This window comes from Tistrella sp. (genome assembly GCF_002684955.1).
GTDB classification, from domain to species: domain Bacteria; phylum Pseudomonadota; class Alphaproteobacteria; order Tistrellales; family Tistrellaceae; genus Tistrella; species Tistrella mobilis.
On the sequence record NZ_NYWI01000020.1, the window covers coordinates 66,779 to 87,497 of the forward strand.

A 20,719-nucleotide genomic window follows, 5' to 3' on the forward strand; every position below is an offset into this window, starting at 1 on the left:
GAGGTCTTCCGCTGTCGATCGAGGTTCTGGCCCATGTTCCCGCATTCCGATCCCTGGACCCTGCTGTCGCAGGCCGCCGTCACCCTGCCCGAGGGCTCGGTGCCGATCGCCCCGCCACTCTATCAGACGGCGGCCTTCTCTGCCGAGGATGCCTGGGGTTTCACCCGAATGGCGACGACGCCGATGCATGAGGGCTTCTACACCCGCTACGGCAACCCCACCACCCGCGCCCTGGAACAGGCGGTGGCCGCCCTCGAAGGCGGCACGGCCGCGGTCGCCACCGCCTCGGGCATGGGGGCGATCACGGCCGTGCTGCTCGCCTTCGCAGGCGCGGGCGATCACATCGTGGCGCAGCGTCTGCTCTATGGCGGCACCACTGGCCTGCTCACCCGGCTGGCGCCGCGGCTGGGCATCACCGTCGATCTGGTCGATCAGGACGACACCGCCGCCTTCGCCCGGGCGGCTCGTCCGAACACGAAGCTGATCCTGCTGGAAAGCCCCTCCAACCCCCTGCTCCGGCTGACCGATCTGGCCGGTGTGGCGGCCTTCGCGCGCGACCGCGGCATCCTGACCATGATCGACAACACCATCGCCACCCCGCTCAACCAGCGGCCGCTCGGCTTCGGCATCGATCTGGTGATGCACAGCGCCACCAAATATCTGTCGGGCCATGGCGACGTCTCGGCCGGCATCGTCACCGGCCGCGCCGAGCTGGTCGAACGGGTCTGGCACGAGGCGCATCTGCTGGGGGCGACGCCCGATCCCTTCGCCGCCTGGCTGGTGCTCCGGGGCCTGCGCACCCTGCCGATGCGGGTCGCCCGCCAGACCGCCACGGCGCTTGCGGTCGCCCGCCATCTGGCGGCGCATCCCCGGATCACCGCCGTTCTTTACCCGGGCCTCGACGGCCACCCGCAGCGCGATCTGGCCCGCCGGCAGATGCCCGACGGCGCCGGCGGCCTGCTCTCCTTCGAGGTGGCCGGCGGGCTCAATGCCGCAGAGGCCATGATGTCCCGGCTGCGGCTGATCCGCCGCTCGGCCAGTTTCGGCACGCCGATGACGGTCGCGGTCCATCCGGCGGCGATGTGGTCGGCGATGATGACGCCGGACCAACTGACCCTGACGGGCCTGCCCGACGGGTTGATCCGCCTGGGCCTGGGCTTCGAGGATCCGGCGGCGATCATCGCCGATCTGGATGCCGCCCTCGGCTGAGGGCCGCCTTCAGCACCCCAGCACCCGGGCCAGCACCGCCACCCCGCGCCGGATCGCCGCCGGGTCGAGCCCGGCATAGCCGAGGATCAGCCCGGCCGTCTCCGGCCGGGGGGCTGCCGGATCATACAGGGCCGAGACCGGATAGAGCCCCACCCTGGCCGCCGCCGCGGCCGCAATCACGGCGGCTTCGCGGCCGGCCGGCACGCCGTCCAGCCAGGCCACCAGATGCAGGCCGGTGGCGGCGCCCACCACCCGCACCGGCAGCCCCGCCAGCGCATCCAGCAGCACGGCGCGCCGGGCGGCATTGCGGCGGCGGATCGCCCGGACATGGGCCTCGTAGGCGCCGCTTTCCATCAGCTGGGCCAGGGCCTCCTGCTCGATCAGGGCGGTGTGCCGGTCGGTCACCCGCTTGGCCTCGGCAAAGGCCGGGGCAAGATCGGCCGGCACGACCAGATAGCCCAGGCGCAGGGTGGGCGAGAGCGTTTTCGACAGGGTGCCGACATAGATCACCCGCGCCGGATCGGCCGTCTGCAGGGCGGGCACGGGCGCGACGTCGTGGCGGTATTCGCCGTCATAGTCGTCCTCGATGATCAGCGCCGTCTGCGCCCGGGCCCAGGCCAGCAGCGCCCGCCGCCGTGCCACCGACAGCACGCCCCCTAAAGGGAACTGATGCGAGGGCGTGACATAGGCGAGACGCGCGGGCGGCAGATGGTCGGTGTTCAGCCCCTCGGCATCCACCGGCACCGGCACTGCCAATCCGCCGGCCGCCGCAAAGGCGCGGCGGGCGAGCAGATAGCCCGGGTTTTCGATCACGACGCGGTCGCCCGGGTCCAGCAGCAGCCGCGCCGCAAGATCCAGCGCCTGTTGCGAACCGTTGACCACGATGATCCGGTCGGGGCCGCAGCGAATGCCGCGGGCCCGCCACAGATACCCGGCCAGCACCCGACGGAGCGCCGGCGACCCTTGCGGGTCGCCATAGGCCAGCCGGTCGGGGCGGCGCAGCAGCACCGCGGTCATCGCCCGCCGCCAGGCCAGCACCGGAAAATCGCGCCCCGCCAGATCGCCATAGCGGAAATCCGCAATCCGGAACGCCGGTACCGGTGCCGGGGGCGGCATGTCGGCAAGCCGCCGGGCAAAGGCCGACAGCCGCCGCGGCGGGGCCGGTTCGGGCGCCGCCGGCACCACGTCCCGGCCCAGCCCCGCGGCCACTTCGGCCCGCGCCCCCGGCCGGGTGGTGATGTAGCCCTCGGCCACCAGCTGGCCGTAGGCGGCGGTCACGGTGGTGCGCGACGCCCCCCATTCAGCCGCAAAACTGCGGGTCGACGGCAGGCGCTCCCCCGGCTGCCAGACCCCCTCGTCGATCCGCGCCCGGATCGCCGCCACGATCCGGCGGGCGATGCCGTCCTCGTCAAACTGGCCCACCTGTTTTCTCCGGAACCGGACATTCCTGCCGGTCCAGACTCGCGGCATTCTGGGGGTGCACGCAAGGGAGTTTCACCATGTACACCCCACCCGCCTTCCGCATCGACGACCGGCAGAGGCTTGTCGCCACCATCCGTGAGGCCGGTCTTGCGACCCTGGTCACCGCCACGGCCGAAGGGTTGATGGCGACCCCGCTGCCGCTGTTGCTGGACGAGACCGAGGGGCCCCATGGCACGCTCTACGGCCATCTGGCCCGCGCAAATCCGCAAGGGCGGCTGCCCGCCATCGGCGGTGAGGCGCTGGCGATGTTCACCGGCCCCGACGCCTATGTCACACCCGCCTTCTATGCCACCAAGCAGGAGACCGGCCGGGTGGTGCCCACCTGGAATTATGTCGCCGTCCACGCTTATGGACCGCTGGAGGTGTTCGACGATCCCGGCCGGCTGCTGGAGGTGGTCCGCCGCCTGACCGAACGCCACGAGGCCGGCCGCGAGGTGCCCTGGTCGGTGGCGGATGCGCCAGAGGATTTCATCCGCGCCCAGCTGCGCGGCATCGTCGGGCTGCGGCTTCAGATCAGCCGGATCGAGGGCAAGTGCAAGGCGAGCCAGAACCGGCCCGCCGCCGATCGTGACGGCGTTGCGGCCGGGCTGGCCGCAAGCGACCGCCCGGCGGATCGCGAGATGGCGGCGCTGGTTGCCGCCGGCCGCTCATGAAAAAAGCCCCCGGTCTTGCGACCGGGGGCGGTGTGCGGAACGGGCGGCCGGAGGGGATGGAAGGCGGCCGGCCCGCGCCCGCAACCAGGCGTCTGCACCGGGAGGGTGCGGGATCCGGGGCCGGGGCGGAACGCCCGGGCCCACAGGTTTCAGAAATCAGACATAGGGCGCCGACCGGGCGGCAAGGCTGTCGCGGGCCGCGGCATATTCGCGCTTGAAGCGGTCGACCAGGTCGCCCGCCGACAGCACGGCATCGATCGCGCCGATGCCCTGGCCGCAGCCCCAGATGTCGCGCCAGGCCTTGGACTTGCTGTTGCCGCCCGAGCCGAAATTCATCTTGGACGGGTCGCTGACCGGCAGATTGTCGGGGTCGAGACCGGCATTGACGATGCTGGGCTTCAGATAGTTGCCGTGCACGCCGGTGAAGAGGTTGGTGTAGACGATATCGCCCGCGCCATGGTCGACGATCGCCTGCTTATAGGCCTCGGTCGCATTGGCTTCCTTCGTGGCGATGAAGGCCGAGCCGATATAGGCGAGGTCGGCGCCCATCGCCTGCGCCGCCAGGATCGAGGCGCCGTTCGCGATCGAGCCCGACAGCGCCAGCGGCCCGTCGAACCATTTGCGGATTTCCTGGATCAGCGCAAAGGGCGACCAGGTACCGGCATGGCCGCCGGCGCCGGCCGACACCGCGATCAGCCCGTCGGCGCCCTTCTCGATCGCCTTGCGGGCGAAGGTGTCGTTGATGATGTCGTGCAGCACCACGCCGCCATAGGAATGGATCGCCTGGTTCAGTTCTTCCCGCGCGCCCAGCGACGAGATCACCACCGGCACCTCGTATTTCACGCACATGTCGATGTCGTGATTGAGGCGGTCATTGGAGCGATGAACGATCTGGTTCACCGCATAGGGGGCCGAGGGACGGTCGGGGTTTTCCTCGTCCCACTGGCCGAGTTCGTCGCGGATCCGCTTCAGCCAGTCTTCCAGCACCGGGCCGGGCCGCGCGTTGAGCGCCGGGAACGAGCCGACGATGCCCGCCTTGCACTGGGCGATCACCAGATCGGGGTTCGACACGATGAACAGCGGCGAGCCGATCACCGGCAATTGCAGGCGGCGTGCGAGGCTGTCGGGCAGGCTCATCTCGAAGCGTCTCCCAGGCGTTGTCCCCCAAGGGCGACCGTCGTTCGATGCGGGCGCCCGTCCTGTCGGTTCCGGTAGTCCGTTCCTTATCGGAACCCTGTATTGACAGAGTGCGTTCTAAATCGGAACCTGTCAAGCGCATCAAGGCCGGGATCGCCTGGCCCCGATGCCCCCCCCGAAGACCCTGGGAGAGCCCGCCCGATGCGGTGGAACGAGTTGGACGAGGAGCATTGCTCGATCGCGCGCACCCTCTCGATCATCGGCGATCGCTGGACGCTGCTGATCCTGAGGGAGTGCTTCATGCGCGTGCGCCGGTTCGAGTATTTCCAGAACCGGCTGGGCATCACCCGCCATGTCCTCGCCGACCGGCTGCGCAAGCTGGTCGAGGCGGGGTTGCTGGTGCGCGTGCCCTATCAGGAACGGCCGCTGCGCGAGGAATACCGGCTGACGGAAAAGGGGCTCGACATCTATCCGGTGCTGATGTCGATCCTGAGCTGGGGCGATCGCTGGCGCACCGACAGCGAGGGCGTGCCGGTGCTGCACCGCCATCTGGACTGCGGCCACCACTTCCGCCCGGTGGTCTCGTGCTCGGAATGCGGCGAGCCGCTGGATCCGCGCCGCGTCTCTCCCGAACCCGGCCCCGGCATCACCGACGAGGCGGCGCTGCGCTATTTCACCTTCGGCCGCCACGGCTCGTCCGGCACCGGGCCGGCCCCCCGGCACCCCGCCCCCACCAACGACGACGGGGCGGTGGACTGACCACCGCCCCGTCGGGCGACCACAGAAAATTCACGACCTCAGTGCGGCCTCACCGGATGCTGTAACGTCAGTGCGGCCTCACCGGCCGACGACGTTCGCGCACCCGCAGCGGGCCGACCCGGGCCTCGATCGCGGCCGCGACCTCGCGGCGCAGGCCGATCATGAAGGCGGTTTCCGAGACCACGAAGAGCGGGCCGATCAGCAGCCCGGCCACGTCGTCCAGAAAGGCGGGCTTGCGGCCTTCGAAAACATGGCCCACCGCCTGGAAGATCCAGCCCACGACGAACAGGCCCAGCCCCCAGCCCAGCCAGACGCCGGTGCTGCGATCAGCCAGCGCATCGCCGGTGACCACGGCCGCCGTCAGCAGCACGGTCATCACCGCGCCGAAGCGCAGATCCAGGCCCAGATACCAGGCCGCAGCCAGCCCCGCCACCACCATGGCCGGATTGAGATGGACATCGCCCAGATCCAGCGTCGGCCGCGACAGTAGAATCGCGACCGCGACCACGATCATCGGAATGCCGATGAGATGGGTGATCAGATTGCGGGCATCACGGTGATAGGCGCCATAGCCGGCCAGCCGGTCGACCAGCCGTTCCAGACCCCGCGGCGCTGCGGGCTCCACGCTGTACATTGCAACTGCCTCCTCCACTGCCGCCTGCGGTTGTCCCGCCGGTCGCCATTCTTTGAGTGTCAAGGATATGCCGTCCAGGACGCCGCGTCGCCAGAGGAAATCTCCATGCAGCATCACCCGTCGGACGCCCCCTCGAAGGGGGTATCGGGAACCCCCGCACAGCGGTAGTCTGCGACCGATCGCTCTACCCGTTCGACACCGCGCCGAGGAGACGGCCCGCATGCGCATCGCCATCTGGACCCCGAATGCCCGCGACCTGATCGCCGACCGCGTCGCCGCGGCCGGGCACGAGCCGGCGGTGGCCCAGAACGGCGAGGATTTCGCCCGCATCCTGGCCGAGGGCGTCGACATGGTGGCGATGATCTCGCAATTCTGGTCGCCCAAGGTGCGCGATCTGGCCGCGGCGGCGATGCCGCGGCTGAAACTGGTTCAGCTGCTGACGGCCGGTTTCGACCCGCTGGATGCCTATGGCGTGCCCGCCGGGCTGATGGTCGCCAATGCCGGCGGCTCGTATTCGCCGACCGTCGCCGAACATGCCGTCGCCATGATGCTCGCCCTGCTCCGCCGCCTGCCGCAGGCCGGCATCGCCCAGGCGCATCAGAACTGGGATCGGGGCATCCTGCGCGAGATGGGGTCGCTCGAAGGCCGCACCGTCACCATGCTCGGCTTCGGCTCGATCGGCGAAGAGACGGCGAAGCGGCTGAAGCCGTTCGGCGCCCGCATCATCGCGGTCACCCGCAGCGCCCGGCCGCATGATCTGGCCGACGAAGCCGTGCGGATCGACGATCTGGCGACGGTTCTGCCCCGCAGCGACGTGCTCTATGCCTGCCTGCCGCTGGGCGATGCCACCCGCGGGCTGATCGGGCGCCAGGTGCTGGCCGCCCTGCCCCGTCATGCCCTGGTGATCAATGTCGCCCGCGGCCCCGTCATCGACCAGACCGCCCTGCTCGAAGCCCTGCTCTCGGGCTCGATCGCAGGTGCCGGCATCGACGTCGCCGACCCCGAGCCGCTGCCCGCCGATGCCCCCCTCTGGCGCGCACCCAACCTGATCATCACCCCCCATGTCGCGGGCGGCGGATCGGGCGCCATCGACCAGCGCCTGGCCGCCGTCACCATGACCAACCTCGCCCGCCTTCAGGCGGGCGAGGCGATCCTGCATCCGGTGCAGCCGCGGGTGGGGTGATGCAGGCCGGAACGGCGGTTCAGGTGCCGATGCTGGTGACCGACCAGGTCGATGCCTGAACGCCCGACCCCGGCACGATCTGCACGGAACTGCCGCCGGTCACCCGCACGTCCAGCGTCGCCGTGACACCGGCGGCGAGCGTGGTGGCGACGATGCCGCCGATGGCGAGGTCACCGGCCGCGCCGGCCGTGCGGGTGTCGATCATCAGCCGGGTGCCGTCGTCGAGCACCGCCTGCAGCTCCACCGTCTGGCCGGCCGACACGCCCGACAGCAGCAGGGCGGCCGCGATCTGGTAGCGCGCCGTCACCACGGTGACGAAGCGGCCGCCATTCATCTGCTCGCCCGAGGTCCAGGGGCTCGGCCGGTCGTAGATCCGCGTCCAGCTTGCCGTGTCGAGCGCGATCCAGCTGCCGGTCGACAGGGTGAAGGCCGCGCTGAGCCGCTCGGCGCCGCCCGTGGCGGTCTCGAACACCCGGATGTCCTCCCCCGCCTGCAGCAGGATCTTGTTGTTGGCGATGGTCGCCCCGGCATCGATGTCGAAGCCGCCGTTGACATAGGTGATCTGGCCGGTGTTCTCGCGGAACCAGGCCGTGGGGCCAAGCCGCAGCGTGGTATGTGCGGTCGATCCGCCCGCCGCCTCGCCGGTCACGAACAGCGCCGAAGAGGTCACGCGCCCGCCGATGTCCACGATGCGCGAGCCGGCGGCGACATTGCCGTAGACGTTCAGGCGCACGAAAGCCCCGGACAGCACGCTGAAGCGGGTGGTGCCACCATCGGTGACGCTTTCCACCGCAAGACCGGTGCCGCCTTCGGGCATCCGGCTCACGGTGCCGATGATGGTGTTGTAGTAGAAGCTGTCGGCGGTCGAGCCGGCCGCGCGGCGGAAGCGCAGACCCCAGCCGCAATCGGTCGCGCGGATGCCGATCAGGATGTTGCTCTCGTTGAAACCGCCATCGACATTGACGAAGTCGAAGCCGGTGCCGGCGGGCAGCGCGCGGGTCTCGACATTCTCGACCCGGCTGTGGCGGGCATTGCGGAAGACCAGACCCGAGGCGCCGGTGGTATCGGTCAGCTGGCCGCCGTCGATCGTCAGCCCCGAGATACCGGTGCCGTCGACCTGGCCCGACAGCGTCACGCCGGCAGCCGTATTCGCAAGCGTCAGGACCGAAAGCCCCATGCCGTCGCCGATCAGGCGCTTGCCTTCCAGAACATGCATGTCGGCCAGGCTCCAGCTGCCCACGGGGATGCGGACCACATCGGCCACCTCCAGCGCCGCGGCAAGGCCGGGGCTGGCGCTGCCGTCCGCCGCACGGATGAACCAGGGCAGGTCGGCGATCGCCGACCAGATCCGGATCCAGCGCCCGGTCCCGCCCGCCGTCGGCTGAAAGACGGTGCCACGGTCGGGCGTCGCCGTGCTGGCGGCATCCCACTGAAACACACCGCCGCCCCCGTCATTCACCACATTGCGCCCCAGAATCTGCGCGGGCCCCCGCGAACCTGCAGGAATCGCCAGAAGATCCGCCAGCGTATCGACCACGATCATGTCAGCCATGTCTTCGCTCCATCTTTCCGGATGCCGATCCATCCGAAACCACGCAGCGAGAATGCCCCGCGGGTTCTGTCGTCGGCACGCGATCATCTGTTGCAACATGTTGCAGCGCCGCCGCGGAAGCCTCATGACCAGGATCTGAACGAAAAACAGGCAAAATGACGAGGAAACGGGCAAGAGCATAATTTTTATGCAGTCATTCCCGGTTCCGGCCGCATTTTCTGACCAGTTGGTCAGGGTTTCCGCCACCATGCCATGGCAGGGTCGTGCCCGTGCCATGGCACGGCTTTTGCTAGCCTTGCCAGGTGCCAGTGCCCCCGGGGAGACGGGGGTGGTGATGCAATGCCCCCGCATGCGCACACGGCGATGACGATCCGGACCCGGGGCCCAGCCGGGGCCGGTGAGACGTCGCCGCAACCGCCAAGCAAAGACAGGGCCGGCGCGCGACGAACGATGCCGGACGGTGGTCCCCGCGTTGTGGAGGCAGTCATGCCACTCGAGAACGTTCCCATCATCGATCTTGCGGGCTATTACGACGGCACGCCCGACGGCAAGGCGAAGGTCGCCGCCGAGGTCGGCCGCGCCTGCCGCGATATCGGCTTCATGGTCGTCACCGGCCATCAGGTGCCGGCGGATCTGGTCGCGTCGACCTACGACATCTCGCGGCAGTTCTTCGACCTGCCCGAACCGGTGAAGCGCAAGGTCGCCCAGCCCTCGCCCGATCAGGTCCGCGGCTATAGCGGGCTCTGCGAAGAGGGGCTGTCCTACAGCCTGGACGATCCCACCCCGCCCGATCTGAAAGAGAGTTTCTCGGTCGGCCCGATCGACGTGCCCCGGGATGATCCCTATTTCACCGAGGGATCGGCGGCGGTGCATTTCGCGCCCAATCTCTGGCCCGATCAGGATCTGCCGGCGCTGCGCCCGATCTGGGAGGCCTATTTCAAGAGCCAGGAGACGCTGGCCGCCGATCTGATGCGGCTGTTCGCGCTGGCGCTCGACCTTCCCGAGGCCTTCTTCGACGACAAGATCGACCGTCATATCAGCATGTTCCGGGTGCTGAACTATCCCGATCAGAAAGACGAGCCGCTGCCCGGCCAGATGCGCGCCGGTGCCCATTCCGACTATGGCAGCCTGACGATCGTGCGTCAGGAAGACCGGCCGGGCGGGCTGCAGGTGCGCAACAAGCTGGGCGAATGGGTCGACGTGCCCTTCATCCCCGGCTCCTTCGTCGTCAATATCGGCGATCTGATGATGCAGTGGACCAACGACACCTGGATTTCGACCATGCACCGGGTGATCAATCCGCCGCGCGACCGGGCGCTCGACAGCCGGCGCATCTCGCTGGTCTTCTTCCACCAGCCGAATTACGACGCCATGGTGTCGTGCCTGGAAAGCTGCGAAGGCCCCGGCAATCCGGCGAAATACGCACCGGTCTCGTCCGGCGATCATCTCTACATGAAGTTCACCAAGCAGACCGCCCAGGGCCGCGACGCCGCCTGAGCGGCGCCGCCCCTCCCGCATTCGTCCCGAGTTGGAGCGACGCCCGATGGCGCATCTGAGCTATGTGAACGTCTTCGCCCGCGATGTGGTCGCGTTGTCGGGCTTCTATTCCGAGGTCTTCGGCTTCCCCGAAATCGAGGCGATCCGCTCGCCGATCTTCAGGGGGATCGATGCCGGCGGCACCGCGATCGGCTTCAATGCGCTCGACGCCTACGAGCTGCTGAAACTGCAGGATTTCGCCGAGACCAAGGGCGTCAAATTCCTGCTCAACATCGATGTCGACACGGTCGACGAGGTCGATGCCATGGTCCCGAAGGCCGTCGAAAAGGGTGCCACGCTGATCAAGGCGCCCTATCGCACCTATTACGACTGGTATCAGGCGGTGCTGCTCGATCCCGAAGGCAATGTCTTCCGGATCAACAAGATGCTCGACTGACCGGCAGCCCTCTCTCCCATCCCCCCTCCTCCACGATCTTTTCCTCTTCCACGATCTTTCCGAGGATCCGGACACATGCGGATACGCGCAGCCCTGACGGCGGCGATGATGGCGCTCGGCCTGATGTCGGCGGTACCGGCGCCGGCCGATGCGGCGATGGGCATCAAGGGCGACCCCAAGGTTGCCTTCATCTATATCGCCCCGGTCGGCGATCTGGGCTGGACCTGGGCCCACGACCAGTCGCGCAAGGCGGTCGAAAAGGAACTCGGCGTCCAGACCGCCTATACCGAGAGCATCCCCGAGGTCACCGAGCGGGTGTCGCAGGTGATCGACCGCTATGTCGGGCGCGGTTTCAACATCATCGTCGGCACCGCCTTCGGCTATTCCGACGCCTTCAAGGAAGCCGCCGCGCGCCATCCCGAGGTGGTGTTCATGAACGCCGCCGGCTACACCTCGGCGCCCAACCTCGCCTCCTATTACGGCAAGTCCTACGAGTCGCTCTATCTGGCCGGCATGGCGGCGGGCTATGCCACGAAATCCAACAAGCTGGGCTTCGTCGCCGCCTATCCGCTGGGCCTGGTGCTGTGGAACGCCAATGCCTTCGCGCTGGGCGCGCGATCGGTCAACCCCGCCGCCGAGGTCGCGGTCTCCTTCACCAACACCTGGTATGATCCGGTGCGGGAGGAAGCCGCCGCCAAGGCGCTGATCGAACAGGGCGCCGACGTCATCGGCCAGCACCAGGACACCCCCGGACCGCAGATCGCGGCCGAACGCGCCGGCGTGAAGTCGATCGGCTACAACGCCGACATGTCCTCCTCCGCCCCCAACGCCCATATCATGGCCGCCACCTGGAACTGGGGCGCCTTCGTGGTGCCGCAGATCAAAAAGGCGATCGCCGGCACCTTCGAGGGCGGCAATTATTTCGAGGGGCTGGAAACCGGCCTGGTCGACATCTCCGCCTTCACCGGCACGGCGCTGACCGACGACCAGAAGGCGAAGATCCTGGAGACCAAAACCGCCATCGCAGAGGGCAAACTCGACATCTGGAAGGGCCCGATCAAGGACCAGACCGGCAAGGTCGTGGTCGCAGACGGCGCCACCCTCGATACCGCCCAGCTCTTCGGCATGGATTTCCTGGTCGAGGGCACCTCGGGCACGCTGCCGAAATGACCGCTGCCCTGCCCCGCGCGCCATCACCCCGCGCGCACCCGATGGTCGCCGCCTCCCCCGCCGCAGCTGCGGCGGGGGCAGAGGCACTGTCGCTCAGCGGCATCGACAAGGCCTTCGACGGCAAGCCGGCGCTGAAAGCCGCCGGCTTCACCGCCCGGTTCGGCCAGATCCACGCCCTGCTGGGCGAGAACGGCGCCGGCAAGTCGACCCTGATGACGGTGGCGACGGGGCTCTATGCGCCCGACCGGGGCCGCGTGGCGGTGGCGGGCGTACCGGTGCCGGGCTTCGATCCCGATATCGCCGCCGGCCTGGGCATCGCCATGGTCCACCAGCACTTCAAGCTGGTGAAGCCGTTCACGGTGGCCGAAAACCTGCGCCTCGCCTGCGCGAAAGCGCTCACCGGTCTCACCCGCACCGAAATCGCCCGCCGGATCGCGGAAGCGGGGGCGGAGGCCGGGCTCGACCTCGATCCCGAGGCGCGGGTCGCCGACCTCTCGGTCGCCGAGATGCAGCGGGTGGAGATCGTGAAGGCGCTGATCACCCGCGCCCGGATCCTGATCCTGGACGAGCCGACCGCGGTTCTGGCCGATGTCGAGGCGGCGGCCCTGCTCGCCACGCTCCGCCGCCTGGCCGACGAGGGCCGGGCGATCGTGCTGATCAGCCACAAGCTGCACGAAATCGCCGCCGTCGCCGACCGGGTGACGGTGATGCGCGCGGGCGAAACCGTCGCCGCCGACCTGCCCGCCGACGGGCTGGGCCCGGCCGAGCTTGCCCGGCTGATGGTGGGGGAGCCGGGCCCCGCCGTCACGCCCGCCCCGGCCCGGCCGGGCCAGATCCGGCTCTATGTCAACGACCTCGCCGGCCGGCGCGACGACGGCGCGCCCATGCTGCATGGCGTGCAGCTGGCCGTGCATGGCGGCGAGATCTACGGCCTTGCCGGCGTCGGCGGCAACGGCCAGACCGAGCTGGCCGAAATGATCGCCGGTCTGCGCCGCGCCGATGCCGGCCAGGTGGTGATCGACGGCCACGCCTTCGACCGCCAGCCCCCTGCCGCGCGCCGGCAGGGGGGGCTGCGCATCGTGCCGGCCGACCGTTTCGCCGCGGCGCTGGCCGCCGATCTGCCGGTGGCGCTCAACCTGGCCCTCACCGGGCTCCGCCGCGGCCGTTTCCTGCTCGACCGCAAGGCGCTGGCCGATCGTGCCCGCAAGCTGATCGCGGTCCACGGCATTGCCGGCGCCACCCCCTGGACCACGGCGCGGCTGCTGTCGGGTGGCAATGCCCAGAAACTGGTCCTGGCCCGCGAACTGGGCGATCCGGCAACCGCGGTGGTGCTGGCCCATTCGCCCACCCGCGGGCTCGACGTCCGCGCCGCCCAGGCGGTGCGCGCCAGCCTGGTCCGCGCCCGCGATGCCGGTGCCGCCGTGCTGCTGATCAGCGACGACCTGGACGAGATCCTGGCGCTGGCCGACCGGATCGGGGTGATCAACCGTGGCCGGATCGTCGGCGAGCTGCCGGGCGGGGCCGATCGCACCGCCATCGGCGCGCTGATGGTCGGCGATCAGAAAGGGCACGCCCATGGCTGACCTGACCGTTCCCGCCGGCCGCCGGCCGCGCCTGCCCGTCCGGCTGATCGCCACGCCCCGCCGCGATGTCCGGCCCCGCCACACCCTGCTCGCCCTCGCCGTCGGGCTGGGGGTGGGGCTTGGGGCGACCGTCGCCATGCTCGCCGCCGCCGGCGTGCCGCCGCGTGACGTGTTGAACGAATTCGTGATCTACACCTTCTTCAGCAGCGAAGGTCTGGCGCTGACCATGGTGGCCGCCACGCCGCTGATCGTGGTCGGGCTCGCCGCCGCAGCAGCGCTGCGCATCGGCTTCTGGAACATCGGCATCGAAGGCCAGGCCTGGATGGGTGCCGTCTGCGCAACCTGGGTCGCCGTCGCCGATATCGGCAGCCCGGGCGCGCGGCTGCTGCTGATGGCCCTGGCCGCCATGGCCGGCGGGGCGCTGATGGCCCTGCCGCCGCTGATCCTGAAGCGCCGGCTGGGCGTCAACGAGATCATCACCACCCTGCTGCTGAATTACGTGGCGGCCCTGTTCGTGCAGCATCTGGTCTTCGGGGTCTGGAAGGATCCCGCCTCCAGCTTCCCCTATTCCGAAAGCTTCGAGCCGGGCGTGGAGCGTCTGGCCGGGCTGGGCTGGGGCAAGGTTCATGTCGGGCTGATCGTGGCGCTGGCGCTTGCCGCCCTGCTCTGGCTGGTGGCGGAACGCTCGCGCATCGGCGCCTGGGTGGCCGCGGTCGGGGCCGATGCCCGGGTCGCCTTCGCCTGCGGCCTGCCGGTCGCGGGCGTGATCGCGGGCGCCGTGCTGCTCTCGGGCGCGCTTGCCGGCCTCGGCGGCTTCATGATCGCCGCCGGCCAGGAATACCGCCTGACCCAGGCGCTGGCCACCGGCACCGGCTTCTCGGCGATCGTGATCGCCTTCCTCGCCCGCTTCGGCGTCATCCCGGTGGTGATCGTGGCGATCCTGACCGCCGGTCTCTATGTCGCGGGCGATACCGCCCAGGTCTTCTACCAGCTGCCGCGGGCGGTGGTGCTGCTGATCCAGGGCGTGATCCTGGTCTCGGTGGTCTCGGCCGACATGCTCGCCCGCTATGGCATCCGCCTGCACCGCGCAGGCCCCCATCCCGCAAGGGGGGACCGGCCATGACCGACGCCATCTTCCTGACCAACTGGGCGGCAGCGGCGCTGCCGATGACCATGCCGCTGCTGCTGGCGGCCCTCGGCACCATCCTCGCCGGCCGGGCGGGCGTGCTCAATCTCGGCACCGAAGGCATGATGATGTGCGGCGCGCTTGCCGGCGCCGTCGCGTCGCTCGCCACCGGCAGCCCGGTCGCCGGTGTCACGGCCGCGATCCTGGCCGGGGCCGGCCTCGCCCTGGTCTTCGGCATCGCCTGCCTGATCTTCAAGGCCGATCAGGTGGTGACCGGCCTCACCCTCGCAGCACTGGGTGCCGGCATCACCGGGCTCCTTGGTCGCGATTACGCCCAGAAGGGCGTGCCCGGCTTCCCGCGGCTGGAAGACCACGCCCTCGCCCATCTGCCCGGCATCGGCCCTGTTCTCTTCGCCCAGGACGCCCTGCTCTATGCCTGCCTGCCGCTGGCGGCCCTGGTCTGGTGGTATCTCGCCCGCACCGATGGCGGGCTGAAGCTGCGGGCGGTGGGCGAGGCGCCGGATGCCGCCGATGCGGCGGGTGTGCCGGTCACCGCCACCCGCATGGGTGCGGTTCTGGCCGGTGGCGCGCTGTCGGGCCTGGCCGGCGGCTATCTGGCACTGGCCGGCAGCCGGATGTGGATCGAGGGCATGACCAACGGCCGCGGCTGGATCGCGATCGCCGTGGTCATCCTGGCGCGCTGGAACCCGGTCGCGGCGATCGGCGGCGCGCTGCTGTTCGGCGCGGTCGATGCGCTGGTGCCCCGGTTGCAGGCCGCCGGCGTGGCGGTGCCCACCTTCATCCTGTTCATGGCGCCCTATCTCGCCGCCCTGCTGGTGCTGGTGGCCACCGCCATCCTGCGCCGCGACGGCGCCATGGGCCCGGCCGCCCTCGGCCGCCCCTATTCGCGCGAGGACCGGCACTGACACAAGGGGGCGTCACGGGCTCTTCCCTTGATACCGGCGCGATCGCACCCGATCTTGCCTGTGATCATATGGCGAGAACGGAGACGACCGCAGTGCCCTACCCTGAGACCACCGGCCGGGCAACCGGCAGCCGCCCGCTGGAGCTGGCACCAGCCGCGCCGCTCCAGCCCTTCCGCGATCCGGTGGCGGCGGTGGACCGGCTGGTGGAGCTGTTCGAGCGCAACACCCGCTGGCTGCGCGACGCCTTTGCCCGTCTGCTGGACGACAGCCTGCCCGATATCCGGGTGCGCGCCTTCTACCCACAGATCCGCCTGGTCACCGACAGCCACACCCGTGTGGACAGCCGGCTGTCCTATGGCTTCGTCTCGGGGCCTGGCATCCATGCCACCACCGTCACCCGCCCCGACCTGTTCCGCCGCTATCTCACCGAGCAGATCTCGCTGCTGATCCGCAATCACGACGTGCCGGTGCTGATCGGCGATTCCGAGGTGCCGATCCCGCTGCATTTCGCCTTCTGGGACGGCACCCATGTCGAAGGGGCTGCGGCGCTGCGCATTGACCGGCCGCTGGCCGACATCTTCGACCTGCCCGATCTGAAACTGATGGACGATGCCATCGCCAACGGCACCTACGAGGCGCCCGACGGCGTGCTGCCGCTCGCCCCGTTCACGGCACCCCGGATCGATTATTCGCTGCACCGCCTGCAGCATTATTCCGCCACCGCCGCCGAGCATTTTCAGAATTTCATCGTCTTCACCAACTACCAGTTCTATGTCGATGAATTCTGCCGCATGGCCTCGGAGCTGCTGGCCGACGGCGACAGCGGCTATGAAAGCTTCGTGGCGCCCGGCAACCTGGTCACCCGTGCCGGCGAAACCGGCCGCGGCCTGGCCCTGCCCGACGGCAAACTGCCGCAGATGCCGGCCTATCACCTCACCCGCGCCGACCAGTCGGGCATCACCCTGGTCAATATCGGCGTCGGCCCCTCCAACGCCAAAACCATCACAGACCATGTGGCGGTGCTGCGCCCCCATGCCTGGCTGATGCTGGGCCATTGCGCCGGCCTCAGGAACAGCCAGCGTCTGGGCGATTACGTGCTCGCCCATGGCTATGTCCGCGACGATCATGTTCTGGACCACGACCTGCCGGTCTGGGTGCCGATCCCGCCGCTGGCCGAGGTTCAGGTGGCCCTGGAGCACGCCGTGGCCGACGTCACCGGCCTGGACGGCTATGATCTGAAGCAGGTGATGCGCACCGGCACAGTCGCCTCGATCGACAACCGCAACTGGGAACTCTGGAACCAGAGCGCGCTGGTCCAGCGCTTCTCGCAGTCGCGCGCCATCGCCCTCGACATGGAATCGGCCACCATCGCCGCCAACGGCTTCCGCTTCCGCGTGCCCTACGGCACCCTGCTCTGCGTTTCGGACAAGCCCTTGCATGGCGAGCTGAAGCTGCCGGGCATGGCCACCGATTTCTACAAGCGCCAGGTCGCCCAGCATCTGGAAATCGGCATCCGGGCGATGGAAGCGCTCCGCGCCATGCCACGCGAACGTCTGCATTCCCGCAAGCTGCGCAGCTTCACCGAAACCGCATTTCAATAGGGCACCAGATCGGGGTCTCGCGGGTTGTACCTCCGGGCATGCATCGACATATGAGAGGTGCGCCCCCGAACAGGAGGACCCTATGACCAACCGGAAATCCCCCGCCGACGAGGCTGACGAGACCGTCGCCCGGGCCCATACCGACGAGCGCCTGGACGAGGCGCTTGAGGAGAGCTTCCCCGCCAGCGACCCGCCGTCCCAGACCGAGCCCGGCAACGCCCGCATCGACGACGACCCCGCCGAAGATGCGGAGACCGAAGCCGAAGAGCACGAGGAGGAACGGGTCGACGAAGCCCTGGAAGAGACCTTCCCGGCCAGCGACCCGCCCTCGCATTCGGACCCCAATTCCGGCGTAACCCGCAACCGCAAACCGGCCCCGCCGCCGGACCCGGCCCGCTGACCCCACCCGCCCCACCCCGGCGGGGACCACCACGCCGCCCCCGCGGCGGCGGGTCCCCGCCCTTTTGGGCGATAAGACTGGGCAGGGAGCGGAACGCCAGACCTCCGTTCACCATACGCGGCCGCCGCGGACCGGACCCCATCACTAAGTGTGGAGAGATTTCACCTTTGCACCCTGCTCCCGTTTCGGCTTGAATTGGTATTAAATTATAGTACTATTCTCGCATGAAAAAGCGCCATCGAGCCACGCTGGAACTGATCTTCGCCCGCCCGGTCAGCGGCTCCATCCGCTGGGCCGACATCGAGTTGCTGTTCACGGCTCTTGGGGCAGAAATCAGTGAGCGGGAAGGTTCGAGGGTGGGTGTGTTTCTGTTTGGCGAGGTGCGTGTGTTTCATCGGCCACATCCTTCTCCTGACACTGACAAAGGCGCTGTTGCCAGCATCCGTAAGTGGCTGGAAGAGCATGGAGTAAAGCCATGAACAATGTCCTTGAAATCAATGGCGAAAAGGCAATTATCGCCTTCGATCCCGAGATCCGGATGCTGCGCGGTGAATTTGTCGGCCTCAGCGGTGGAGCCGATTTCTATGCGGAAAGCGTCAACGGGCTGATTGAGGAAGGTCGAAAGTCGCTTGCTGTCTATCTCGATATGTGTCGAGAAAAAGGCATCGAGCCACGCCGCAAATTCTCGGGCAAGTTCAATGTTCGCCTTGACCCAAAGGATCATGCGGCGGCAGTCATTGCTGCGGCTGCTGCGGGTAAAAGCCTGAATGAATGGATCGTCGGTGCGATTCGGGAAGCGGCGGAAGAGCCGCAATATGGCGCATAAACGCACAAGCGCCGATCCTTTGGCCGTGCCTGTCGCAGCTATAGCAGGCCCGCGCCCCAAAGTCGCATGACTGGCGGTCCCCCATATCGGGCGGTAGCATGGCAGGCATCCCGTCCACCTGGCCCAAGGATGCGCGCCCATGGCCTCCCCGCCGCTCCGCCCCGAGATTGCCGGCCGCAACGGCCGACCGCTGCCGGTTCTGGTCGATCTGCCCGAGGGCGGGGCGGTCACGGCCGGCTGGGCGATTTTCGCCCATTGCTTCACCTGTTCTGCCGCCAGCACAGCGGCCACCCGCATCGCGCGGGGGCTGGCGGCGGAAGGCTTCGGCGTGCTTCGGGTGGATTTCACCGGCAGCGGTGAAGGTTGCGAGCCGCCGGCACCCGATTTCGCCGCCGATGTCGAAGACATCATCCTGGCCGCCGGCTGGTTGGAGCGGAGCCATGCAGCGCCGGTCCTGCTGATCGGCCACAGCCTGGGCGGTACCGCGGTGCTGGCGGCGGCCCCAAGGCTCGCCGCCGTGCGCGCCGTCGCCACCATCGGCGCGCCGTCCGCCCCCGAACACATCCTGCACCATCTGGGCCGCGCCGCCGATGACGCGCTCGAAGACGGCCGCGCCGTGCTGCCGCTGGGGTCGGGCACCATCACCGTCACCCGCGATTTCATTCAGGGCGTGCGCGAGACCGATGTGCTGCGCGGCCTTGGCCGGCTGCACAAGGCGCTGCTGGTGATGCATGCGCCCCTCGACCAGACCGTCGGCATCGACGAGGCGACACGGATCTTCGTCTCCGCCCGCCATCCCAAAAGCTTCGTGTCGCTCGACACCGCCGACCATCTGCTGAACGGCGCCGCCGATGCGTCCTATGCCGCCGGCGTCATCGCCGCCTGGGCCGCGCGCTATACCCGCGACGACGACGGCCATCGCCACGGCGCCCGGGCCGGCGCGCCCGATGCCGCGGCGGTCGATGCCGCCACCGCCGCCGGCGCACCGCCGCCCGAAGGCCGGGTGGTGGTGGCGGAAAACGGCCGGGGCAGGCTCGGCAACACCGTCCGGGTCGGCCGCCATATCCAGCTCGCCGACGAGCCGGCGGCGGTGGGTGGTGAGGATGGCGGCCCCGCGCCTTACGACTATCTGCTGGCCGGACTTGGCGCCTGCACCTCGATGACCATCCGCATGTATGCCGATCGCAAGGGCTGGCCGCTCACCCGTGTGACCGTCACCCTTGCGCATGCCAAGGTCCATGCCCGAGACTGCGCCGAGTGCGAAACCCGCGAGGGCAAGATCGACGTGATCGACCGGGAGATCCTCCTCGACGGTCCGCTCGACGACGACCAGCGCGCAAAGCTGATGGAGATTGCCGACAAATGCCCGGTTCATCGGACGCTGCATTCAGAGATACTGGTTCGGACGCGCGCGGTGACGGCGTGATCCCCGACGCCTTCGCCGATGCCGGCTTCACGGTCGAGCGTCTGGTGATGGATGACGGCTTCGCCCTCACCCTCGCCCGGATCGGCCCGCGTTACGCCGAAAGCGGCCGCCGGCCGGTGATCCTGGGCCATGGCGTCGGCTTCGCCACCCTGGCCTATCGCGGCCTCTGGCAGACGCTGTCGCAGGATCGCGAGGTGGTCGCGGTGGACCTGCGCGGCCACGGCCTGAACGCCGCCGGCATCGAGGCGACCCCGCCCCAGGCCCGGCTTGCCGCCGACCAGGCCGCCATCGCCCGCCATCTTGCGGCCGAGGCCGGCACGCCGCCCGATGCCCTGTTCCATTCCTATTCCGGCGTGCTGTCGCTGCATGCCGAACAGGCCGAAGGCCGGCTCTATCATCGCCGGGTGTTCATGGAACCGCCGCTGATCCCGGCCGGCGAGATGGAGGGGGCGACGGAGGCCGCCGCCGGGCGCGATTTCATGGCCGAGCGGATGAAGCGCCGCCGCGACCGTTTCGCCAGCCTTGAGGATTTCGCCCGCATCTTCCGCGAGCGGCCGGAATTCGCCTGGATGGAGCCCGGCGCCCCCGATGATCTGGCCGCCGCCGTGCTGGTGCCGGCCGAAGAGGGCGGCTTCCGCCTCGCCTGCGCCCCCGCAGTCGAAAGCGGCTTCTACAGCGGCAACACCCCCGAAGGGCTCTGGGATCTGCTCGCCCGGGCGAAGCGCGCGCCGGGGCTGGTCGCTCCCAGCCTGATGATCGCCGGCCGCCGCCCCGCAGGCATCACCGCCGATCCCTTCACCGCCGCCATCACCCCGGTGGCCGCCCGCGCCGGCGGTTTCGACCTGCTTCAGCTGGCCGACATCACCCATATGCTGCCGATGGAACGCTCCGCCTTCATCGCCGCGGCAGCCACCGCCTTTTTCGACGAACCGGCGCGGGAGGAAAGCGCCACCTGACAGTCGTGAGATGACCGTTTAAAGAATCTCACTGACAGATATTGAAATCTGTCATTGCAAGGCGCATCCTCTCTTCACACCCCGATGAAGAGAGGATGGTGTCATGCCCGTATCCGTTCCCGCCCAGACCTTCACCGGCACCGCCGGCCGGCTCGACGACCCG

Annotated in this window: 20 protein-coding genes; 16 read left to right on the forward strand and 4 right to left on the reverse strand. The window is 69.0% G+C overall.

The features are described from left to right. The first annotated feature begins 33 nt into the window (after positions 1–33). Positions 34–1,209 carry a trans-sulfuration enzyme family protein gene (locus CMO28_RS05085; protein ID WP_296710613.1) on the forward strand — a complete coding sequence of 392 codons (1,176 nt, stop codon included), beginning with the start codon at positions 34–36 and terminating at the stop codon, positions 1,207–1,209. Positions 1,210–1,218: 9 nt separating this feature from the next. On the opposite strand, the gene CMO28_RS05090 is transcribed toward CMO28_RS05085, so the two are convergent. Continuing rightward, on the reverse strand, positions 1,219–2,631 hold the full coding sequence (locus CMO28_RS05090) for a PLP-dependent aminotransferase family protein (RefSeq protein WP_296710615.1): 1,413 nt from the start codon (positions 2,629–2,631) through the stop codon (positions 1,219–1,221). A 77-nt stretch (positions 2,632–2,708) separates the two neighbouring features. Between CMO28_RS05090 and CMO28_RS05095 the strand changes: the two genes are divergently transcribed. Continuing rightward, on the forward strand, positions 2,709–3,344 hold the full coding sequence (locus CMO28_RS05095; protein WP_296710617.1) for an FMN-binding negative transcriptional regulator: 636 nt from the start codon (positions 2,709–2,711) through the stop codon (positions 3,342–3,344). 156 nt (positions 3,345–3,500) lie between these two features. On the opposite strand, the gene CMO28_RS05100 is transcribed toward CMO28_RS05095, so the two are convergent. Continuing rightward, positions 3,501–4,481, reverse strand: a complete 981-nt coding sequence (locus tag CMO28_RS05100; RefSeq protein WP_062767950.1) for an NAD(P)H-dependent flavin oxidoreductase — start codon at positions 4,479–4,481, stop codon at positions 3,501–3,503. Between the two features lie 201 nt (positions 4,482–4,682). Here CMO28_RS05100 and CMO28_RS05105 point away from each other — a divergent pair, with 201 nt between their 5' ends. Then, on the forward strand, positions 4,683–5,240 hold the full coding sequence (locus tag CMO28_RS05105; protein WP_296710621.1) for a winged helix-turn-helix transcriptional regulator: 558 nt from the start codon (positions 4,683–4,685) through the stop codon (positions 5,238–5,240). Between the two features lie 67 nt (positions 5,241–5,307). Here the strand turns inward: CMO28_RS05105 and CMO28_RS05110 are convergent, their stop codons facing one another. Continuing rightward, complete coding sequence (locus CMO28_RS05110; RefSeq protein ID WP_041607850.1) at positions 5,308–5,841, reverse strand: DUF962 domain-containing protein; 534 nt, start codon at positions 5,839–5,841, stop codon at positions 5,308–5,310. A 253-nt stretch (positions 5,842–6,094) separates the two neighbouring features. On the opposite strand from CMO28_RS05110, the gene CMO28_RS05115 reads away from it, so the two are divergent. Further along, positions 6,095–7,057, forward strand: a complete 963-nt coding sequence (locus tag CMO28_RS05115) for a D-2-hydroxyacid dehydrogenase (protein ID WP_296710625.1) — start codon at positions 6,095–6,097, stop codon at positions 7,055–7,057. A 19-nt stretch (positions 7,058–7,076) separates the two neighbouring features. Here CMO28_RS05115 and CMO28_RS05120 read toward each other — a convergent pair whose 3' ends face one another. Next, a complete protein-coding gene (locus CMO28_RS05120) occupies positions 7,077–8,609 on the reverse strand; it encodes a hypothetical protein (RefSeq protein ID WP_296710626.1) in 1,533 nt (510 codons plus the stop codon). A 486-nt stretch (positions 8,610–9,095) separates the two neighbouring features. Here CMO28_RS05120 and CMO28_RS05125 point away from each other — a divergent pair, with 486 nt between their 5' ends. From CMO28_RS05125 to CMO28_RS05180, 12 genes are all read left to right on the forward strand, one after another. Further along, positions 9,096–10,106: an isopenicillin N synthase family dioxygenase gene (locus CMO28_RS05125; RefSeq protein WP_296710629.1), complete on the forward strand. Its 1,011-nt coding sequence runs from the start codon at positions 9,096–9,098 to the stop codon at positions 10,104–10,106. Positions 10,107–10,152: 46 nt separating this feature from the next. Beyond that, positions 10,153–10,542 (forward strand): VOC family protein, encoded by a 390-nt coding sequence (locus CMO28_RS05130; protein ID WP_014748002.1) that lies wholly within the window; start codon positions 10,153–10,155, stop codon positions 10,540–10,542. A 75-nt stretch (positions 10,543–10,617) separates the two neighbouring features. Next, positions 10,618–11,712 carry a BMP family ABC transporter substrate-binding protein gene (locus CMO28_RS05135; RefSeq protein WP_296710636.1) on the forward strand — a complete coding sequence of 365 codons (1,095 nt, stop codon included), beginning with the start codon at positions 10,618–10,620 and terminating at the stop codon, positions 11,710–11,712. A 41-nt stretch (positions 11,713–11,753) separates the two neighbouring features. Continuing rightward, positions 11,754–13,295 (forward strand): ATP-binding cassette domain-containing protein, encoded by a 1,542-nt coding sequence (locus CMO28_RS05140; protein ID WP_322111294.1) that lies wholly within the window; start codon positions 11,754–11,756, stop codon positions 13,293–13,295. Then, positions 13,288–14,418 carry an ABC transporter permease gene (locus CMO28_RS05145; RefSeq protein WP_296710642.1) on the forward strand — a complete coding sequence of 377 codons (1,131 nt, stop codon included), beginning with the start codon at positions 13,288–13,290 and terminating at the stop codon, positions 14,416–14,418. Before CMO28_RS05140 ends, CMO28_RS05145 begins: the two co-directional genes overlap by 8 nt. Next, on the forward strand, positions 14,415–15,347 hold the full coding sequence (locus CMO28_RS05150) for an ABC transporter permease (RefSeq protein WP_296710644.1): 933 nt from the start codon (positions 14,415–14,417) through the stop codon (positions 15,345–15,347). Before CMO28_RS05145 ends, CMO28_RS05150 begins: the two co-directional genes overlap by 4 nt. Positions 15,348–15,415: 68 nt before the next feature. Next, complete coding sequence (locus CMO28_RS05155) at positions 15,416–16,948, forward strand: AMP nucleosidase (RefSeq protein ID WP_416370958.1); 1,533 nt, start codon at positions 15,416–15,418, stop codon at positions 16,946–16,948. An 82-nt stretch (positions 16,949–17,030) separates the two neighbouring features. Beyond that, complete coding sequence (locus CMO28_RS05160; protein ID WP_296710654.1) at positions 17,031–17,348, forward strand: hypothetical protein; 318 nt, start codon at positions 17,031–17,033, stop codon at positions 17,346–17,348. A 224-nt stretch (positions 17,349–17,572) separates the two neighbouring features. After that, positions 17,573–17,827 carry a type II toxin-antitoxin system HicA family toxin gene (locus tag CMO28_RS05165; RefSeq protein ID WP_296710658.1) on the forward strand — a complete coding sequence of 85 codons (255 nt, stop codon included), beginning with the start codon at positions 17,573–17,575 and terminating at the stop codon, positions 17,825–17,827. Beyond that, complete coding sequence (locus tag CMO28_RS05170) at positions 17,824–18,174, forward strand: type II toxin-antitoxin system HicB family antitoxin (protein ID WP_296710661.1); 351 nt, start codon at positions 17,824–17,826, stop codon at positions 18,172–18,174. Before CMO28_RS05165 ends, CMO28_RS05170 begins: the two co-directional genes overlap by 4 nt. Positions 18,175–18,313: 139 nt before the next feature. Further along, positions 18,314–19,600, forward strand: coding sequence for a bifunctional alpha/beta hydrolase/OsmC family protein (locus CMO28_RS05175; RefSeq protein WP_296710664.1), 1,287 nt, complete (start codon positions 18,314–18,316; stop codon positions 19,598–19,600). Next, positions 19,597–20,556, forward strand: coding sequence for an alpha/beta fold hydrolase (locus CMO28_RS05180; RefSeq protein ID WP_296710667.1), 960 nt, complete (start codon positions 19,597–19,599; stop codon positions 20,554–20,556). The genes CMO28_RS05175 and CMO28_RS05180 overlap by 4 nt, the downstream gene beginning before the upstream one ends. The last annotated feature ends 163 nt before the right edge of the window (positions 20,557–20,719 follow it).

Coding starts and splice junctions, on each gene's coding strand:
- CMO28_RS05155 (WP_416370958.1), top strand. CDS start 15,416: ATGGCGAGAACGGAGACGACCGCAGTGCCCTACCCTGAGACCACCGGC.
- CMO28_RS05115 (WP_296710625.1), top strand. CDS start 6,095: ATGCGCATCGCCATCTGGACCCCGAATGCCCGCGACCTGATCGCCGAC.
- CMO28_RS05150 (WP_296710644.1), top strand. CDS start 14,415: ATGACCGACGCCATCTTCCTGACCAACTGGGCGGCAGCGGCGCTGCCG.
- CMO28_RS05160 (WP_296710654.1), top strand. CDS start 17,031: ATGACCAACCGGAAATCCCCCGCCGACGAGGCTGACGAGACCGTCGCC.
- CMO28_RS05095 (WP_296710617.1), top strand. CDS start 2,709: ATGTACACCCCACCCGCCTTCCGCATCGACGACCGGCAGAGGCTTGTC.
- CMO28_RS05140 (WP_322111294.1), top strand. CDS start 11,754: ATGGTCGCCGCCTCCCCCGCCGCAGCTGCGGCGGGGGCAGAGGCACTG.
- CMO28_RS05085 (WP_296710613.1), top strand. CDS start 34: ATGTTCCCGCATTCCGATCCCTGGACCCTGCTGTCGCAGGCCGCCGTC.
- CMO28_RS05165 (WP_296710658.1), top strand. CDS start 17,573: ATGAAAAAGCGCCATCGAGCCACGCTGGAACTGATCTTCGCCCGCCCG.
- CMO28_RS05105 (WP_296710621.1), top strand. CDS start 4,683: ATGCGGTGGAACGAGTTGGACGAGGAGCATTGCTCGATCGCGCGCACC.
- CMO28_RS05145 (WP_296710642.1), top strand. CDS start 13,288: ATGGCTGACCTGACCGTTCCCGCCGGCCGCCGGCCGCGCCTGCCCGTC.
- CMO28_RS05130 (WP_014748002.1), top strand. CDS start 10,153: ATGGCGCATCTGAGCTATGTGAACGTCTTCGCCCGCGATGTGGTCGCG.
- CMO28_RS05135 (WP_296710636.1), top strand. CDS start 10,618: ATGCGGATACGCGCAGCCCTGACGGCGGCGATGATGGCGCTCGGCCTG.
- CMO28_RS05100 (WP_062767950.1), bottom strand. CDS start 4,481: ATGAGCCTGCCCGACAGCCTCGCACGCCGCCTGCAATTGCCGGTGATC.
- CMO28_RS05120 (WP_296710626.1), bottom strand. CDS start 8,609: ATGGCTGACATGATCGTGGTCGATACGCTGGCGGATCTTCTGGCGATT.
- CMO28_RS05175 (WP_296710664.1), top strand. CDS start 18,314: ATGGCCTCCCCGCCGCTCCGCCCCGAGATTGCCGGCCGCAACGGCCGA.
- CMO28_RS05125 (WP_296710629.1), top strand. CDS start 9,096: ATGCCACTCGAGAACGTTCCCATCATCGATCTTGCGGGCTATTACGAC.
- CMO28_RS05170 (WP_296710661.1), top strand. CDS start 17,824: ATGAACAATGTCCTTGAAATCAATGGCGAAAAGGCAATTATCGCCTTC.